The following is an 18,151-nucleotide window of genomic DNA, read 5'->3' as shown; positions in this document are numbered from 1 at the left end:
ATGGCAAGATGGGCAAACATGAGGTTCCAGACCAAGCTCTTTTTTGTTTTCCTGCTTCTAAGCAGCATACCGACGGGATTGATCGGCGCCGTAGCTTACCACAAATCATCAGACATGCTCTTTCAGCGTGCCGAGCAGGATCTGAGCGTCATTCTTGATCAATTGAACACCTCCATCGAACGTCAGATCTCCGACTTCGACCGGTTTACGATGATACCGTACTATCTGCCGGGCATATTCAGTTATCTGAACCAACCGTATTTATCCAAAGAGGATTGGGGAACCGAAGAAATATATGCCCAAAAAACGATGGCCAGATTAATGAGCGCTTACCCTTCCATCAATTCGTCCATAAACGGTCTGATGATTTACGGCATGAACGGAACGGTGAACGGTTATCGGGTAAGCGGCAATACCAACATTAACCCCAATGTGACGGCGGCCGGCGAACCTTGGTACACAGAAGTGATTGATCAGAAGGGAGGTTTTGTCATTACGGGCGTTCAAGAGATCAACCAATTCAATGGCGATGCGTTTAGCGCCCTGATTGGCTCCAGACTGTTAATGGATGAGGATTACCAGCCTTTGGCCGTGATTGCCATTTTCATCTCTCCCGACTTCATTCCAAGAATCGTCCGTTCACTGGAGCTGCCGACAGTCCAGGTCTCGGTCTTCGACCGGAATAATCAATTGATTTATGCGTCTGACGAGCAACTGGCCCGGAATCTTCCCTCGTTGGAATCGGACAACAATAAAGGAAGCTGGACCGCCTCCGTTTCCCGCGATAACAATACAGATCAGTACAGCGGCGTTTATATTGAAAGCGGTTACCTTGGCTGGAAAACGTATATGGGAGTGAATAGGGAAGAACTCCTTCGAGGCAGCCGAGTGATCGGAGGCTTCACCTTTCTCCTAGTAGGGGTGCTTGTTATTGTGTCCGCCGGCGTTTCCTGGCTGCTGGCCAGAGGGCTGGCGAAGCCGATATACAATCTGATTCGCTCTATGCGGGAAGTGGAACGAGGAAATTTCAAGGTTCCGATCGCCTATGCCGGCGACAATGAAATCGGCCGTCTGACAACCAGTTTTCGAAAAATGGTCGTCAGACTGGATGAGCTGGTCCAGTCGATTGAAGAAAAGGAGCGGCAGAAGCTGCATGCCGAGCTGTATGCGCTTCGGGCACGCATTCAGCCTCATTTTTTATATAACACGCTTAACTCGATTCGGATGCTGGCGATCTTGCAGCAATCCCCTCAAATTGCCAAGCTGATCCAGTGCTTGAACAAGCTGCTGCATGCGAACTTGAAGCTGGACAGCGAGCTTGTCCCGCTGGAAGACGAAATTCAGCTGCTTAAGGATTACGTCAATCTGATGGATTTGCGATATACGAACGTTTTCAACGTGGAAATGGATATCTCTGACCAGGTACTGAACGTCCCGATGCCGCCCATGCTGCTGCAGCCGTTGATGGAGAATGCGATTTACCATGGAGCCAAAGGACTGGATCGGAAGCTCAACATTCGGGTAACCGCAAAGCATGATCCTTATGATCGTACGCTGACGGTTGTCATTGAGGATGATGGAGTCGGTTTTGAGGGCAAGAAGCCCGACCTCTCCACAACCTTCGAGGATTCGGATTCCTCCCATATCGGTCTTCGGAATGTTCAGGATCGGATTCGCCTCAGATTCGGCAAAGAATACGGACTCGAGCTGAAGCGTGAGGATGGGCTGACCCGAATCATGATCAAACTGCCATATTCATCTTAAGTTTCGAAACGAGGAGGATACCCCCATGTGGAACATGCTTGTTGTTGAAGATGAGTCTATTGTAAGGATGGGGCTTCGGCATATCATCAATTGGGAAGAACATGGCGTGATCTGGAAAGAGGAAGCCGCGAGCGGCGAGGAAGCACTGACCATATTGGATCAGGTCGATATCCACATTGTCATCACCGATATTCACATGCCGGGCATGGACGGAATCGAACTGGCAAAACAAGTGAAAGCGAGAAACCCCAACATCTATATCATCTTTCTTAGCAGCTATGACAACTTTGAATACGTTCGAGGGGCCATCAGACTAGGAGCGGGTGACTATCTGCATAAACCGACCATGGACGAGGAGGAGCTGGTTCGTTCACTTCAGAAAGCGACCCAAGGGTTGAACATGATGAGTTATACAACCAGTTCCTCCATGACAGAGGAAGAGAAAAACCAATTATTGCTTTCGTGTTTGGACAGATTTACGTTTCCGGGAAACAGCGCGCTGTTTGAAACGGTTAAGGAATGCTTTAACCCTGAGTGTCAACTCGTTGTGTTTCGCAAGCGAGACAACGCCGTCTCCGAGGAAGAGGAATCCGCCAAGCTGCGTTTTCTCTCCATTCAATATCTCATCACTGAATTTGTGTCCAGGGACTGGGGCGGACTTGTCTTTCACCGGAATTACCGTGAAATCATCTGGCTATCGCCTCTGAAATCCAAATCCGGCGAGAGCAGTAGAGAGGCTTGCATTGACAATCTGCGGCAGAAGGCGCTGGAGCTTTTGAACGTTCGATTGATCTTTGCGGTTAGCTCTGCTTGCTTCCACGCTTCGGATCTGCCGAATGCCTATCTTGATGCGCTGCTGCGCCTCCCTGTTCATGATCTTGGCGATAATTTGATCGTCCGCAAGGCGAAAGCGTATTTGGACGAGCATCTCTTGGAAGATATTACTCTAACCAAGGTTAGTGAGGCTATCCATGTCAGTCCGGGTTATTTGAGTCGAATCTTTCTCAAGCAGATTGGAGAAAATTTCACTGACTACATTATCCGCAACAAAATACGATATGCCCAAAAATTATTGCGGGAAACGAACCGCAAGGTGTATGAGATCGCTGCTGACATCGGGTATGCCAATCCGCATTATTTCAGCAAGCTTTTTAAGGAGCGGGTAGGAATTACCCCCCTTGAATATCGCAATCAGTGAGCCGCCCAGCAGAACATCAACCCAATTCCATATTCATCCAAGAGCCCTCGCGTCCGTGGAGGGTTCTTTTCAATGCCTGCTTGACTCGCGGTTAGCCGGCCTTAACTCCACTGGAATGAACGTCATTGGTTGTATTAGTGTACAGAACATCAAAATTGTGTTATTGACGTCTGTGCTGAGCCCAACAAGTTCAACCAGGGACGTAAAAAGAGCAAAGGAAATAGCAAAACAGACTTCTACAAGGCTTCAAAGGGTTGGGTTATGATACAGACGATCAAGTATGGGGGAGTGATGAAGATGGATCAGGAAATCTATTTTACTGATAAAACGGAACGCTGGGGAAAATTCGAGCTGTGCCTGCCCGGGCCGTCGGATGGCAATCCGTATACAGATGTCATTTTTGCAGCCAAGTTCGCCTGCGAGCATCGGGTCATCCAGGTTGATGGTTATTATGACGGCGAAGGACGTTACTTTGTTCGATTTATGCCGGATCAGATCGGGACGTGGCATTTTGAAACCGTTAGCAATGTGAAGGAATTAACCGGGGTTTCTGGCGTGTTCCAGTGTACGGAGCCGGGGCCTGTTAACCGAGGGCCTGTGAAGGTTGATCAACGGTTTCATTTTGCTTATGCCGATGGCACGCCGTTCTATCCGTTCGGGACGACAAGTTATGTCTGGAACCATCAAGATGAGCCGCTGCAGGAGCTTACCCTGCAAAGTCTGGCCGAATCCGGTGCGTTTAATAAAATACGCATGTGCGTGTTTCCGAAGCATTACGACTACAACTTAAAGGAGCCTGCGCTGTTTCCGTTTGACGGAAATATTGAAACCGGATTTCATTACACGGTCTTTAATCCTGCTTACTGGAGACATCTGGAGCAGCGAATCGAGAACCTTCAGGCATTGGGGATCGAGGCGGACTTGATCTTGTTCCATCCATATGACCGCTGGGGGTTTTCAACCATGAGCCCCGAGACTGACGATTTCTATCTGAAATATGCGATTGCCCGTTTATCGGCCTATCGCAATATCTGGTGGTCGCTTGCCAATGAATATGACTTGATGAAGGATAAATCGACCAGCGACTGGGATCGGTTCTTCCGCATCATTCAGGAGAAAGATCCGTACCAGCATCTGCGCTCTATCCATAATTGGCACCACCCCGGCATTCATTATCGCAGCAATGCCCACTGGTACGATCATGGCAAGCCATGGGTGACGCATGCAAGCATCCAACATCATGATCTTTATTTTGTTCAGGAATGGCGGGAACAGTACGGGAAGCCGATTGTCGTTGATGAATGCCGTTACGAAGGGAATCTGAATCATGGATGGGGCAATATTACGGCTGAGCGGATGGTTGAATGTTACTGGGAAGGGTTGGTTCGCGGGGGCTATGTGACCCATGGGGAAACGTATCTCCATGATGAGGAGATCATATGGTGGTCGCACGGCGGCAAGCTGCACGGTGAGAGCCCGACAAGAATTTTGTTTTTGCGCCAAATTGCCGAAGAGGGACCGCCGTTAAACCCTGTACAAGCCGATTTCTCGTGGGATGCCCCGACAGGTGGCGTAGATGGTGAATACTATCTGGTCTATTTTGGATCAAGCCGGCCGGCCTATCGCATTCTTCCGCTTCCAGAAGGGACCGACTTTACGATTGAGTTGATCGATACCTGGGAAATGACCATTACGCCTCTCCCAGGCCAATTTACAGGGGCTTGCAGAGTGGAGCTGCCGGGTAAACCGTACCAGGCGCTGCGGATCAAAGCAATACACCAATAAAAACAAGGGGGATGAAGCATGAAATCAAAATGGAGTTCGATGCTGCTGTGTATACTGTCGGCGATGGTGATTTTATCGGGCTGCGCTTCAGGTACCAAAAATGCAGGTGGTGAGGAACGTGCAGGCCAAACAGGCTCTCAGACCACGATTTCGGTGTGGACGCTGAACAACGGTTGGGAGTGGTTCGCTTCAGCGGTTGAAGATTTCGAGAATGCCAATCCGGATATCAACGTGGAACTCACCCAATATGAAGTTGACCCGTACAAGGAATCTCTTAAGATCGCAGCTTCCTCCAAAACACTGCCCGATATGTGGTTTACCTGGGGCGGAACGCTGGGTTCATTCTATCCGGAGAACGGGCTTACACTTGATCTGACCCAAGTATCGGCGGATCATAAATGGTCCGACATTTATAACAAAACGGCCATTGATATGAGCACGTATGACGGCAAAGTATCAGGCATCCCGATTCATCTCAATGTGCTTGGCATGTGGTACTCCAACCAAATTTATGAAGAGCTGAATTTAAAGGCGCCAAGCACCTTTGCCGAGTTTGAGGAGCAGCTTGCCATTCTTAAAGAGAACGATATCACGCCGCTTTCCTTCGGCAGCAAGGGAGGATGGCATACGATGCGCCTTACCGAGCAGCTGCTGGAGTACTTTGCTGGTCCAGAGCTTCATGACAAGCTTAAGAGCTTGGAAGCTTCATGGAATGATCCTGCTGTCGTTAAAACATTTGAGAAAATTAAAGAATATACCGACAACAATTACTTCCCTGTCGGATATTCGTCACTGGACCCGATGGAAGCCGAAAGCCTGTTTTATCAAGGGAATACGGGCATGATTAATGAGGGCACATGGTTTGACAGAAACATAACAAGCAACGGCGTTGACCCTAATGATTACGGAGTCTTTAAATTTCCGACAGAACATACGCCGGCCAGATCCTCGGTATTTGTGGAAATGCTGCAAATTAACGGGGAGATCGATTCGGACAAGCAGGAGGCAGCGATTAAACTCGGAGAGTATTTGACTGGAAAGGAAGTCGTCAATAAATACATTGGAGAATATGGTTCGCCTGCCCTGACCGAATTTGAAGTATCCGAGAATACGCCGCACCAGAAGATTCTGCTCGACCACGCGAGCGAAGGCGGATTCTTGATCACAGACCAAGCGCTTCCGCAAGAGGTGGTGCAGAAGATCTTTGAAGCCCAGGATAAAGTCGCGCTGAAAGAATGGACGCCCGAGCAAGCGGCGGAGAATATTGACAAAGCCGTAAACGTCTATAAAAGCAAACAGAAGTAACTGAGTTTTCCGAATGCGCAGCAGCAGTCGCTGCTGCGCATTTATGAAAGGAGAATGAACCCGTGACGACAAAGACGATCAAGCCGTGGCTGTTCCTGATGCCGGCGCTGATCATATACTTAACGGTTATCTTCATCCCTGCCCTCTACACGATGTATTTAAGTTTGTTCAGTTGGAACGGGGTTTCCTCCTCGAAGGTATTTGTCGGACTAAACAATTATTCGGATCTCTTCATGCACGATACCGTGTTTGCCAAAGCGCTGAAGAACAATCTGGTATGGATGATCGGCTCATTGACGCTTATGGTCGGTTCGGGATTGGCCTTGGCGCTGCTGTTAAACAAAAAGCTGAAGGGCCGGATTATATTTAGAGGCGTATTTTATTTTCCCTACGTTCTCTCCGGCATCGTTGTGGCGACAGGGTGGGCATGGCTGTACAACCCTACTCAAGGGTTCGTGAACAAGTTGTTGACGATGTTAGGATTGGAGCATTGGACGCAGGCATGGCTCGCAGACCCCAAAACAGCTTTGTATGCCGTGTTCATAGCAGCGATGTGGCAAGGAATCGGACAGCCGATGGTATTGTTTCTGGCCGGACTGCAAACCATCCCGCAGGACCCGTATGAAGCGGCATTAATCGACGGCGCCAAATCGCATCAATCCTTTTGGTATATTACGCTTCCGCTATTGCGAGAGACTTTTTTGATCGTCATTGCAACGACGTTGATCGGTTCCATGAAAGTATATGACATCATCTACGGCATGACAGGCGGCGGGCCTGCGGAGAGTACGCAGGTTCTATCCACATGGATGGTCAGCCAAACGTTTAAATTTGCAAACATTGGCACCGGTTCAGCGATCGCTGCCGTCCTCGTGCTGATTTGCATGATCGTTATCATTCCTTATGTATATTACACAACGAAAAAATCGCATGTATAAAACTTGGGAAAGGAGGGCGGCTTGGAGATGGGAGAAATAAGGATTCATCCTGCAATAAACGTGCTAAGATACGCAATCTTGATTATACTGGCGGCCATTTTTCTGATCCCTGTTTTGTTTATCGCTTTTACGGCATTGAAATCCAAGGGAGATTTAATGACAAGTCCTTTTTATGCGCTCCCCAATCCGTTTCATTGGGAAAACTTCTCTAAAGCGTGGAATCAAGGCAATATGGGACTATATATGAAAAATACATTGATTATTTGTCTGGTGAAAGTCCCGCTCGGCATCTTGATCGAGGCCTTGGCGGCCTACTCCTTGACGAGGATGGTTTTCAAATGGAATAATCTCCTGTTTGCGTTTTTTCTAGTAGGAATGATGATCCCGATGCAGGCGACGCTAGTTCCGCTCAATATGTTTTTGAATAAGACGCATCTGGTCAGCACATATCCGGGTATCTTCTTGATATATATCGGTTTCGGCATCCCTTTTGGAATTCTGATTCTGCGCGGCTTTTTCAGGACAATCCCGAAAGAGATCGATGAATCCGCCGTCATTGACGGCTGCGGAGAGATGGGGAAATTCCTTCGGATCATCCTCCCGTTATCGATGCCGGCCGTTGCAACGCTTGTCATCTTTGATTTCATGGCCACCTGGAATGAGTTCCTCTTGGCTCAAATATTCATAACAAAGGATACCATGAGGACGATTACCACAGGACTGATGGCATTCAAAGGCGAGCATTCCGCAGATTATACCCTGATGAATGCAGGCGTGCTGATATCCATACTTCCAAGCCTTATCGTGTATCTTCTGTTCCAGAAGTACTTCGTTTCAGGCTTGGCCGGATCTGTCAAAGGGTAGCATGGCAGGTATTGCTTCCTCTCACAGAGCCGGTACGGCGGCATTGATTGAAGAAGCAGGCTATGAGCTTAGCGGGGATGCGTCTTAAACGATCCAGGAAGAAAGCAATAAAGAGGACCCTACGATGGCTGTAGGGTCCTTTCCTGTTATGCACCGCTTCTTTCAAGCGGTTTGGGTACTTCCGAATCATGGACGCTCACGTCTCGAATAAGACTTTTCCCGTAAGGGATAAGTCGTAGCCTGAGATCGTTTCAAGCTCCTTTTTGAAGGCACTGACGACGACATAGGACGAACCTACGAGCAATTTTCGAATGCAGGGGATGTTGTATTCCCCGGTATCGCCGTCGAACAGATGGGTGCTCACAATGTCGGACTCGCCCTTGTACATCGATATCAAGCTGTCCAAACTGCCGACAAACGAACGTAATGGGCGAATCCCGGGAATTTCCTTTTCCATGTGCTTCGCCAATATATCCAGACCGATGTCATGGCCTGTTATAACGACCGGCCGGTTCGAACCGGCGGCGGTTGAGGGCGTAGGCGGGGCAAGGGAAGAAGCGCCTGCAAGGCGTTCTGCCGCCCCGGCATAGCGTTCGGTCGCACCAGCATAGCGTTCGGTCGCACCAGCATAGCGTTCGGTCGCCCCGGCCATGCGCGTTTGTTGTTTGTAAGCTTCCAGGTCAGAGGCATCCACTCGCATTTGCTTGCCGACCCGATAAGAGGGGAGCTCCCCTCTTTTTATGAGATCATAGACGGTGAGTTTTGATATTTTCAGCAGTTTGGCGATTTCCCCGGTTGTATATGATATGTCGGGATTATGGCTCAGCTTCTGCCTGGCGTACCGCACCAGCTGCTGGAGGATGTTAAACGCATCGTCCGTCAATACGAGGAATATATCATGAATCCGGTAAACGGCCATAATCTCCTGAATTGTGCGGAGACGATGTTCCCGGATATGAAAGTGATGGGCAGCACCAAGATCCAATATCATTGCGATTGCTCTAAAGAGGTGCTCTATCCTATGCTGTATTCGCTGGATCAGGATGACTTGCTCGCTGCGGTGGCAAAACGAGAATCAATAGAGCTCGTGTGCCATATATGCGGAAGGAAATACAAGTTTGACGTTGATGATATTTCGAATCTTCTAAAGACTTTCTAACGGAGAGCCCATACCATGCTTTCAAGAGCAATTGAATTACTGTTGGGATCACCCTTTATTTTTCTCATTAAGAGAAGAGGCCTGCCGCTTTTTGACCATCGTCATGAAGGAGGTGCTGCCCTTATCGAACGATGCAGCCTCCGAGAAGCCAAGTTTGGCATACAGGCGAATGGCTCGTTCGTTGAATCGGGCCACGGTCAGCCGAAACGATTCGCGTTGGTGAAGTTCTCCCATGGATGCCAGCACGCAGGAGAGGAACTTGTGTCCCAAGCCTTTTCCCGTCAGCTCCGGTTTCATGCCGAGTCCGATATCGAGCAGATCCTCATCGTATGCCCCTAACGGGATCGCAATCGGTATTTGGGCAGATGGGCCGGTGCAGCAAAAACCGATCAATTGCTCCTCATCATCCAGTATGGCGTAATACGAGCATTCCAGAAGCTCTCTTCGAAACTCCTCATCCTGTCCGCTGTCGTAGAAGTCATAGGGAGGCTCATAGTTCCATGACATGATTTGATCGGCGAACATCTCCGTCATGGCAGTGATATGATAAGTCATTAATCTCATCCTTTATGTCTATTGATATCGTTTCTTCATAGTTTTTATTTCTGCACGATCAGCCCAAAAACCTCCTCTTCCATATTCGCAGCGGGCCAGATCGGCCTAACTGCCATGGAGGAGAAGGTTTTCATTCAACCTATTATTTAAACCCGGTCAACGCCGATCCCGATTTCATGAAATACTTCTGTCCGAAGAAATAGATCAGGATCATGGGAATCGCCATGATGGTGGATGCCGCCATCAGTTTCTCCCACTGCGCCCCGTGGTCCTGCTGAAAGCTTTGCAGGCCGACGGTGATGGTCCATTTGGCCGAATCGTTCAGATAGATGAGCGGTCCCATGAAATCCACGTACGACCATACAAAAGAGAATAAAGCAACGGTGGCCAGTGCCGGCTTCAGGATCGGCATAATGATCTTAATATAGATCCGCAGCTCCGAAGCCCCATCGATCTTTGCTGCCTCGGACAATTCGGTCGGCACGCCAAGCAGAAACTGCCGAAGCAAAAAGATGAAGAACGGCGCCCCGAAGAATGCGCCGATAGTAAGCGGCATGATCGTATTGACCCAGCCGAGCTTGGTGAAGATGATGTACTGTGGAATCATCTGCACTTGAGCCGGCAGAATCATGGTTGCCACGACGATGGTAAAGATGATGTTCCGGCCCCTCCAGGGGATGCGGGAAATCGAGTAGGCTACCAGTGGTGCAGAGAATAGCTGGCCGATGATATTCACCATACAAATCAGAAACGTGTTCATCATGTAGCGGGTAAACGGAATGGCAGAAAGCGCCTCTTTATAATTGGACCACTGGAACGTCTCCGGGAAAATGCTCGGCGGGAACTCGAGTATCTCCTCCGGCGTTTTCAGCGAGGTCATCACCAGCCATACAAATGGAAACAGGAAGATCACAGCGAATAGAAGAAGGACTACATGCGGCAAGATAACCCGCAACCTGACAGCCATGTTACTCACCTCCGTAATAGACCCAGCGGCCCGACGTTTTTAACAGGATGAACGTAATCAGCAGCACGATGATGAACAGAATCCAGGCGAGCGCCGAGGCATAACCCATCTTCAGAAAGACAAACGCTTCCTGGTACAAATTGACCGCATAGAACAGCAGCGATTGCTCCGGCCCGCCCAATGAGCCGCTTCCATCCACCTTGCCGCCAGCCAAAATATACGATTCCGTAAAGATTTGGAAGGCGCCGATCAACCCCATGATGAGTTGAAAAAGAATGATGGGGGACAGGGCAGGGACCGTGATCTTCCAGAAGCGGTACCACCAGTTCGCTCCGTCCACCTGAGCCGCTTCATAATATTGCCTTGGCACGCCCTGGAGGGCGGCCAGGAAGATTAAAGCGCCGGCACCCGAGCCCCACAGGCTCATCAGGATAAGGGACGGCTTCGTATAACGGGGATCCAGCAGCCACGCCGGGTCTGTTAAACCCAGGGTGCGAAGTGCCATGTTAACCAACCCGAAGTCGGGGTTCAGCATCCATGTCCACAATAGAGCGCTTGCAACGATCGGTATGACGGACGGAAGGTAGAAGATGGTGCGGTAATAATTGATCCCCTTCACTTTGAAGTTGAGCATCACGGCAATCAATAGTGAGACGGCCAGCGTGATCGGCACGGATATAAACGCCATGAAAAAAGTGTTACCGAGCGACTTATAGAAGCGGTCATCCGCGAGGATTTGCTCGTAATTCTGTAGCCCCACCCACTGGGGAGGGCTGAATAAATCGTATTCGGTCAGACTCAGATAGAGCGAGCCGAAGAACGGATAGACGGTAAAAGCCAGAAACCCGATGATCCAAGGAGAGGCGAACGCCAGGCCAAGATACACATAATGACGCTCCTTCTTGGACCAGCCTGATACGGGCTTTCGTTGATTTGCTGCTGTGGAGACTCTCATCTTCGCGATTCTCCTTCCGCTTCAAGATATTTAGGTAGCGGCCCCGCCCAACCCATCGCTGCATTGGACAGAGCCTGCTTGGTTCACCATTTCACCAGCGGCTGAATCTTGGCCTTCACCTTGTCCAAGCCTTCCTCCATGCTGACGGTGCCTCGGAGAATAGCGTCATATTGCGCGCTGAACTCCGTCATGTACTCGTTCGCGTAGGAAGAAGCCGGGAAGGACTTCAGGTTTTCGCTCCCCGAATAGTCGAGGAATTCCCTAAACCCTGGCACATCCTCGTAGAGCGGGTTGGAGAAGGCCGAATTTCGCGTCGGGAGATTCCCGAGGGCAGCCGTAAACTCGGCCATTTGCTCCGGCTCGGTCATCCATTTGATGAATTTCCAGGAAGCGTCCGGGTTTTTGACGCCTTTCGGAATATAGAATACGCTGGTGGTTACATTTCCGGAGTTTTTAAGTTCCGGGTTGCTCTCATCATAAGGAATGGGAGCTATGCCGTAGTTCAGATCAGGCGAGTATTGCTTGATGAAGGTGGGCAGCCATTCTCCGTCAATCGTCATCGCATATTTGCCCGAGAAGAACGGATTCTGTGCCGACATGTATTGGCCGAGCCCGGAGGAGAATCGGTCCAGATTATCGGAACCGTATTGATCCCAGATCTCCTTCGAGAGCTTGATGGCCGATTGGATCCCCGGATGATCAGGCGTCACCTGCTGCGTTGCTTCATCATAAAACGATCCGTTAAAGGCATAACTGAACGTATACGCATCCATGCCCGGCCACAATCCAAGCCGCTGGAGGCGGCCGTCATCCTGAGCGACGCTCAGCTTCTTGATATACTCTTTCAAATCGCTTATCGTTTCCGGCGGACCGTCATAACCGGCTTCCTGCAAAATATCCTTGTTGTAAAACAGCATGGACACGTGCATGGCCGTCGGGATTGCATACGTCTTGCCTTCATGCTGGGAAGTGCTTAGGGAAGCCGGCACGAAGTCCTTAAGATCGACGCCGTCCTTCGCTATATAATCATCGAGCGGCATCATGGCGCCACGGAGTCCCCACGGCACGACATTTTGTCCGAATTGGGATGCGATGTCCGGAGGATTGCCCCCGGTGATCGCGGTAAGCTGTTTCTGGTAATCGCTTTGGGATAAGCCCTTCACTTGAATGTCGGGATTGGCGCTGTTCCACTTGGCAATCAACGCTTCCAACGCCTCCGCTTCCGGTCCGGTCCATCCGTACCAGAAGTCGAGCGTTACGGCATCCTGGGCAGGCGGATTATCGGATGGCTCTTCACCAGCATCACTGCCTGCTTGGGGCGCATTACCGCCCGAGCATCCTGTTACGATAGAGAACAATAGAATAAGGCTCCAGATCCAAGATTTCTTCTTCATTCCTCTTCCTCCCCTTGAGCAATCGTGTACAATCGTGCAACGTCATTCATCGAAGTTCTATCAATTCCCTCCCCAACGCAGTTGACTAAACAACCGGCCCTGATCCAGTTATTTGCAAGAATTATGGATATCGTAGCATGTAAAAAAATCATTTCATTTCACTATCGTGTTCAAAAATAGGATTATCGTATGGCATTGAACACTCTATTTCATCGCTTGCTTACGAAAGTCGGTGGGAGAGATGCCCGTATACTTTTTGAAGATTCTGCAAAAATAGGAGAGTTCATTAAATCCGGTGGAGTAGCAAACATCCGTTACGGATAACTCCGGCTGCTTCAGCATCATCATGGCCTGCAGAATCCGCAGGTCGGTGAGATAACGGTTGAATGTTTTGCCTGTCCATTCTTTGAAGAGGATGCAGAACGTGGACCTTGATAAATTCGATAGGCTGCATAGGTCATTCAAATTCATATCTTCCTGGTAGTGGTTATGGATGTGATCAACGACTCTTGTCATGATTTCCCGGTATTTCTCCGATTTCTCGAATCCTTCACGCAGCAGCTCGCCGTTGACCTGCCGTGCCAGAATCGAAAGAAGCACAAGCAGCTTGGCTTTGAGCGAGATTTGAAAAAATGGGGTGCGTCTCTCGTATTCGATCAGCATATCCTTCAGGACATTTCGGACCGTTACATCGGTCACGCTGTCCAGCGTGATTTGGGATTGGGCATTCGTTTCCTTGCGCAGAAAGTATTCCAGAAAGGCCACATCGAAAAAGGCATGGTCTGTCGGCTGTTCCTGAAACCTCTCGTTCACGAAGGAGGGCATGAATTCGCATCCGTAAATTTCGATGTCCTCATCGGGTGAAATGCTGACGCTGTGCAGGGTAAATGGAGGAATAACAAAAATATCGCCTTTGCGTATCTCGTATACCTGTTGTTGGACGGTGTGCAGGAAAGCGCCTTTTGCCACATACCATATCTGAAAATAATCATGGCAATGCGTCCATAGGCTCTGCTGATAGGTCAATTTATACATTTTGCATGGAAGACCTTCCAACATCTCCATCTTTGAGTTAAAATAAACGACACCTGATCCCGTTAGTTCTTCAATATCGACCTGACTCCAATAAATACTCAAATAAATTCCCTCCCCTATTGATTTCCTTTAATTAAAGAAAACGCTTTCATTTTAGGTGACAGCCATTTTCTTAAACATGATTATCCCTAAAACATCCGGATCGTGTACAGAATTCCTCCTCCTCCCTAAGAAATATAGGTCACATTATCAGCCTATTTCATAGGGGAACGCGGGGTTGTTTATGAAAATCGTATATTTGGACGGCTTGAGAGGGCTCGCTGCCTTGATCGTGGTGGTATCTCATTTTTTTCAAGTGTTTGCACCTTCGGTTTTTGAGGGGAGGGAGGAGATCGAGCATTTCGCTTTTGAGGGGATTGCCGCGCGAACGCCGTTCAATCTGCTGTTTAACGGCAACTTCTCCGTCTGTCTGTTTTTTGTGCTCAGCGGATATGTGCTCAGCTATCGTTTTTTTGGAACAGGGGACAGGTTCATCGTTTATTCTTCCGCCATCCGCCGCTATTTTCGTCTGGCCGTGCCGGCCGTGGCATCCGTTCTCCTTGCTTATCTGATCCTCGTATTGGATCTCGGGGCTTACGACAATATACGCGGGATGACGTTATCTTCGATGCCCGATCCGTTTGCCGCGGACGCCAATCTGCTGGTCATGCTGAAGGAAAGCTTGTTCCATACCTTTTTCACTTATGGCTCGCTGTACAATCCCGTGCTATGGACGATGACGTACGAGCTGTTCGGTTCGTTCATGATCTTCGTTTTTCTGATTGTTTGCGGCCGTCATCGGATTCGTTATGCCGTGTATGCAATCCTCATCTGTTTATTCATCGATTCCTACTATTTGGGATTCGTCCTGGGCGTGCTGTTAAGCGATGTAACGAACAGCGAAAGGGAGCGGCCGGCACTTATCCATCGGTCCTGGATCCAGCTCCTGCTGCTCTGCGCCGGTATTTACTTAGGCTCCTATCCGTATGTCGCACCGCAAGGAACGGTATATTCGATCCTCCAATGGGGGGCTTCCAATTTCGATTTCTTTGTGTTTTATCATGTAATCGGATCATTCCTGATCCTAACGGTGCTGCTGCATTCAAACCGTATGCAGTCGATATTCAGCCATCGGTTTTTTGCTTATTTGGGTAAAATCTCGTTCTCGCTGTACCTCGTACACTTTACGGTGATTTGCTCGTTCGGGAGTTATGTCTTTCTGCATCTCAGCCCGTTTCTGAGTTATGGTCCCCGCGTGTTGCTTACCACGATTCTCACGTTTGCGGTTATCGCCTTGGTGACCCATTGGTTTTACCGGCTGGTGGATGCCCGGGTTCTGCTCTGGTTGTCCAGATGGAACAAAGCGTTATTCGCGTCTGGGAAGCTGAGAAGACGGGAGGACCAAATGCAGACGGATCAGACCATAAAAGCCGACTAGATACAGATTCGGTTACCTTCATCTTGTGAGCGAACAATGAAACGCAAAAAAACCTTCTCTTCCGGGATACCGGCTGGGCATACGCCCGGTCCATGCCGAGAAAGAGAAGGTTTTCTTTTTGTTTTTTTCTTTTTGTCACCGTAATCCTTCAGGATCCGCTCGCATGGGTCTGCACCACATGCTGCCTGCGGTATGCGCCCGGCGTCATGCCGACGGCCTTCTTGAATGTCCGGTTGAAGGAGGTGATGTTGAGATAGCCTACGCGCTGGCTGATCTCATTGACGGTCAGGTCGGTGCACGCCAGCAGTTCCTTCGCTTTGTTCATGCGGATGCCGAGGAGGTGATCGCTGAAGTTGAGACCGGTCTTCTCCTTGATATAAACGGAGAGGTAGGCGCTCGACAGGTTCAGTTTGGCTGACAGATAGTCCAGGGACAGATCATCGGCATACTGGTTGTGGACAATGTTCATGAACATGGCGATGAGCGGCTCTTCCCCGGTATCCTTTTTCTTGCGAATGAGGGCACAGGAGGCTTCGACGAGCTGACGAAATACCCCTTGGTAATCAGATAAACAATGGCATTCCGCCAATCTTGCGCTCCACTGCTTCAAGGATTGGACGGAGGTTTTGTCAATCTGGGCCATCTCCATATAACTTAGAATTTTGGAAGCCGCGGAATCGGCGAAGAAACGAAATTGAGAGATGCCGGCCTCCTTGCGCTGCATGGCTTCAAGCGCCTGGTCGATGATCTGCAGGGAGCGGCCGTCGCTGCCGGATTGCAGCGCGTCCAGCAGTCCTTTTTCCTGGGACGGGCTCAGGTTGACGGTGGTAGGGAGTGCCCGCTGCATGGTCACAATCTGCGATTCCTCGAGCAGCAGAGCCTGGGCAGTCAATCCTTTGACCTGATGGTAGGCTTGATTGAATTCGGACGAATCGCTTACCTGGGAGCTGACCGCAATCGTGACCAGGAACAATTCCTTCTCCTCGTTCAGCATATCCTTGATCTCCAGCAGCAACTCCTCCAGGCGGGCCGCTTCCTCCCGTTTGAAGATGGAGACGATCTCATTCTTCTCGATCTGGAACGTATGGGAGCCCGGATAGCGCTCCGCCGTGATCAGATGAATATGCTCCAGCATATGGCGGACGGCCTGATCGGTTTGGAGGGGAAGCTCATAGACCGGATTCATCCGGAACCGGATATGGTACAGAACCACGATGAAGCTTCCGTCATCCGACAGGAAATCCTCCCATTCGCTGATATCGGTATTAATGCTTTTCAACTGACTGATAAAAGAGTAACTGGTCAGGACGGACTTGTGTTTGTTCATGCGGTCCCGAATCTCTTCCTTCTCCCGGAACAGCTCCTGAATGCGGTTCTGGATCAGGTCGTATTCCGTGACGCTGCCGGTTTCCGGCATCGCCGAGCTGCTGGCTCTGTTCAGCACGGTCGTCAGGATCTGCTTCACCGGCTTATGCAGCCGCCGGCTGAGGAAATAGGATGCAGCCAGCGCTACCCCGAGCGATAGGCAGAAAATAAGCAGCAAACCGCCGGTTAACCGGCTCAGCTGGGAAGAGACATGGCTGTAAGGTACGGCCGAGACATAGGTCAATCCGTCGGATCCGGCTTCCGCAAAATAGTAGGTTCCATCCTTCAGCACGGCTTTTTGACCGGCCTCGAACGGCGGCAGCTGATCCTGGTCCATGGAGCCCAGCGTGTACAGCACTTGGCCTTCGGCATTCAGAATGGCAAGCGCGCGATCGTTCGACTCGCCGAAGAAGGACTGGGCGGCCTTATCGATATCGATGAGGGCAATGACCTCATATGGACTGTCCGGCTGCTTGTAAACAAAAGGCATCAGCGTTTTCTCGGACAAATCGTTGTTGATTCGATAGGTTGAAGCAGGGAGGAGCTTGAAGGATTCCGGATCGCCCGTATAACCGTTCCAGAACGAATAAGGATACATCGGACTCGTATAGGAACGATTGAACATATAGGCAGCATCGCCGCTCCCGGATTTGCTGAGCACAAAATCAAATTCGCGAAGATAAATCAGGGTGTCCTCCAGAAAGAACAGCGGGTTATAGATATCGCTCCGCATCTGCATCATCACGTCTCGGGCCTTCAAGTAATTGACTTCGTTTCCGGTCTGGTGGCGAAGCTGATTATTGAAGCCGATTAATTCGGACTGGTTATATATATCGAACATTAATACCTGCAGCCTGCTGAATTGGTTGTTGAACCGTTCTGCCGTATCGTGAACCGACCGTTGGCTGTTATCGATGATTTCTTTTTGCAGGCTGGTCTTGAAGAGCTGGAAGATCACCGCATAAAACAATCCGAATAACACGATGATGGCCAGAAAGCTCAGAAAAATTTTAAAGAATACACTGTGGCTTTTATGCCGGATCCAATTCACAGTCTTCCCCCCTTTGTATTTTTCTGACGTTCCAGGTTTCATAACATTATATAGGACAAGTGTTAAGGAATGTGCCCGAATCGTGTTAATCCTTCGTAAAAATGGGATAGTCAATATTTTAGATTTTAAGCATTGCTTTAGGAAAACGCCGCTTCCGGCCTTCCATCCAATGAAAGGCAAGACATCATTAAAATGGTCAATACCCCTCATGCATTCGGGTCGTTTATGATGCAGACGTGGACCTTGGGACACAAAGGAGACGCATAGACGAAAGAGAGGGGATTGCCGATTTTGCAACGTCAGCTAAGCAATGTGGAAGCGCATTCAAAAATTCAAAGG

At 49.6% G+C, this 18,151-nt stretch carries 14 protein-coding genes and 1 pseudogene; 8 read left to right on the top strand and 7 right to left on the bottom strand.

The window, feature by feature from the left end; genetic code table 11:
* The 6 genes from BMX45_RS16725 to BMX45_RS16700 all read left to right on the top strand — a co-directional run bounded on the left by BMX45_RS16725 (window position 1) and on the right by BMX45_RS16700 (window position 7,854).
* Window positions 1-1,764 carry a sensor histidine kinase gene (locus BMX45_RS16725; RefSeq protein ID WP_090910652.1) on the top strand — a complete coding sequence of 588 codons (1,764 nt, stop codon included), beginning with the start codon at window positions 1-3 and terminating at the stop codon, window positions 1,762-1,764.
* Between the two features lie 25 nt (window positions 1,765-1,789).
* Entirely contained in the window at window positions 1,790-2,962 is a 1,173-nt protein-coding gene (locus BMX45_RS16720) for a response regulator (protein ID WP_090910651.1), read from the top strand.
* 291 nt (window positions 2,963-3,253) lie between these two features.
* A complete protein-coding gene (locus BMX45_RS16715; RefSeq protein WP_090910650.1) occupies window positions 3,254-4,747 on the top strand; it encodes a DUF5605 domain-containing protein in 1,494 nt (497 codons plus the stop codon).
* Window positions 4,748-4,765: 18 nt separating this feature from the next.
* Window positions 4,766-6,052 (top strand): ABC transporter substrate-binding protein, encoded by a 1,287-nt coding sequence (locus tag BMX45_RS16710; RefSeq protein WP_090910649.1) that lies wholly within the window; start codon window positions 4,766-4,768, stop codon window positions 6,050-6,052.
* A 62-nt stretch (window positions 6,053-6,114) separates the two neighbouring features.
* Complete coding sequence (locus BMX45_RS16705; RefSeq protein WP_090910648.1) at window positions 6,115-6,990, top strand: carbohydrate ABC transporter permease; 876 nt, start codon at window positions 6,115-6,117, stop codon at window positions 6,988-6,990.
* A gap of 27 nt (window positions 6,991-7,017) precedes the next feature.
* Window positions 7,018-7,854, top strand: a complete 837-nt coding sequence (locus tag BMX45_RS16700) for a carbohydrate ABC transporter permease (RefSeq protein ID WP_090910647.1) — start codon at window positions 7,018-7,020, stop codon at window positions 7,852-7,854.
* 259 nt (window positions 7,855-8,113) lie between these two features.
* Here the strand turns inward: BMX45_RS16700 and BMX45_RS16695 are convergent.
* Window positions 8,114-8,680: pseudogene (locus BMX45_RS16695) on the bottom strand (excisionase family DNA-binding protein); the annotation flags it as partial.
* On the opposite strand from BMX45_RS16695, the gene BMX45_RS32255 reads away from it, so the two are divergent.
* A complete protein-coding gene (locus BMX45_RS32255) occupies window positions 8,672-9,013 on the top strand; it encodes an Hsp33 family molecular chaperone HslO (RefSeq protein ID WP_090910646.1) in 342 nt (113 codons plus the stop codon). The pseudogene BMX45_RS16695 and the gene BMX45_RS32255 sit on opposite strands and share 9 nt — an antisense overlap.
* A 48-nt stretch (window positions 9,014-9,061) precedes the next feature.
* Here BMX45_RS32255 and BMX45_RS16685 read toward each other — a convergent pair whose 3' ends face one another.
* The 5 genes from BMX45_RS16685 to BMX45_RS16665 form a co-directional block, all read right to left on the bottom strand.
* Window positions 9,062-9,568 (bottom strand): GNAT family N-acetyltransferase, encoded by a 507-nt coding sequence (locus tag BMX45_RS16685; protein WP_090910645.1) that lies wholly within the window; start codon window positions 9,566-9,568, stop codon window positions 9,062-9,064.
* Window positions 9,569-9,710: 142 nt separating this feature from the next.
* Window positions 9,711-10,535, bottom strand: coding sequence for a carbohydrate ABC transporter permease (locus BMX45_RS16680; protein ID WP_090910644.1), 825 nt, complete (start codon window positions 10,533-10,535; stop codon window positions 9,711-9,713).
* A 1-nt stretch (window position 10,536) separates the two neighbouring features.
* A complete protein-coding gene (locus tag BMX45_RS16675; protein WP_090910643.1) occupies window positions 10,537-11,490 on the bottom strand; it encodes a carbohydrate ABC transporter permease in 954 nt (317 codons plus the stop codon).
* 83 nt (window positions 11,491-11,573) lie between these two features.
* Entirely contained in the window at window positions 11,574-12,884 is a 1,311-nt protein-coding gene (locus BMX45_RS16670) for an ABC transporter substrate-binding protein (protein ID WP_090910642.1), read from the bottom strand.
* Window positions 12,885-13,088: 204 nt separating this feature from the next.
* Window positions 13,089-14,021, bottom strand: coding sequence for a helix-turn-helix domain-containing protein (locus BMX45_RS16665; RefSeq protein WP_090910641.1), 933 nt, complete (start codon window positions 14,019-14,021; stop codon window positions 13,089-13,091).
* A gap of 181 nt (window positions 14,022-14,202) precedes the next feature.
* Between BMX45_RS16665 and BMX45_RS16660 the strand changes: the two genes are divergently transcribed.
* A complete protein-coding gene (locus BMX45_RS16660; RefSeq protein ID WP_254778117.1) occupies window positions 14,203-15,396 on the top strand; it encodes an acyltransferase family protein in 1,194 nt (397 codons plus the stop codon).
* 148 nt (window positions 15,397-15,544) lie between these two features.
* On the opposite strand, the gene BMX45_RS16655 is transcribed toward BMX45_RS16660, so the two are convergent.
* Window positions 15,545-17,812 carry a helix-turn-helix domain-containing protein gene (locus BMX45_RS16655; protein WP_090910639.1) on the bottom strand — a complete coding sequence of 756 codons (2,268 nt, stop codon included), beginning with the start codon at window positions 17,810-17,812 and terminating at the stop codon, window positions 15,545-15,547.
* Window positions 17,813-18,151 lie beyond the last annotated feature (339 nt).

This window comes from Paenibacillus sp. cl141a (genome assembly GCF_900109305.1).
In the GTDB taxonomy this organism is placed as follows: Bacteria; Bacillota; Bacilli; order Paenibacillales; family Paenibacillaceae; genus Paenibacillus_AQ; species Paenibacillus_AQ lautus_A.
Note: the sequence above shows the minus strand (reverse complement) of the source record. Positions and strands in the feature narration are given on the sequence as shown.

Bases quoted from the DNA above. Each gene is read 5' to 3' on its own strand.
- BMX45_RS16680 (WP_090910644.1), bottom strand. From the start codon at position 10,535: ATGGCTGTCAGGTTGCGGGTTATCTTGCCGCATGTAGTCCTTCTTCTA.
- BMX45_RS16675 (WP_090910643.1), bottom strand. From the start codon at position 11,490: ATGAGAGTCTCCACAGCAGCAAATCAACGAAAGCCCGTATCAGGCTGG.
- BMX45_RS16660 (WP_254778117.1), top strand. From the start codon at position 14,203: ATGAAAATCGTATATTTGGACGGCTTGAGAGGGCTCGCTGCCTTGATC.
- BMX45_RS16710 (WP_090910649.1), top strand. From the start codon at position 4,766: ATGAAATCAAAATGGAGTTCGATGCTGCTGTGTATACTGTCGGCGATG.
- BMX45_RS16715 (WP_090910650.1), top strand. From the start codon at position 3,254: ATGAAGATGGATCAGGAAATCTATTTTACTGATAAAACGGAACGCTGG.
- BMX45_RS16700 (WP_090910647.1), top strand. From the start codon at position 7,018: ATGGGAGAAATAAGGATTCATCCTGCAATAAACGTGCTAAGATACGCA.
- BMX45_RS16685 (WP_090910645.1), bottom strand. From the start codon at position 9,568: ATGACTTATCATATCACTGCCATGACGGAGATGTTCGCCGATCAAATC.
- BMX45_RS16725 (WP_090910652.1), top strand. From the start codon at position 1: ATGGCAAGATGGGCAAACATGAGGTTCCAGACCAAGCTCTTTTTTGTT.
- BMX45_RS32255 (WP_090910646.1), top strand. From the start codon at position 8,672: ATGGCTCAGCTTCTGCCTGGCGTACCGCACCAGCTGCTGGAGGATGTT.
- BMX45_RS16720 (WP_090910651.1), top strand. From the start codon at position 1,790: ATGTGGAACATGCTTGTTGTTGAAGATGAGTCTATTGTAAGGATGGGG.
- BMX45_RS16670 (WP_090910642.1), bottom strand. From the start codon at position 12,884: ATGAAGAAGAAATCTTGGATCTGGAGCCTTATTCTATTGTTCTCTATC.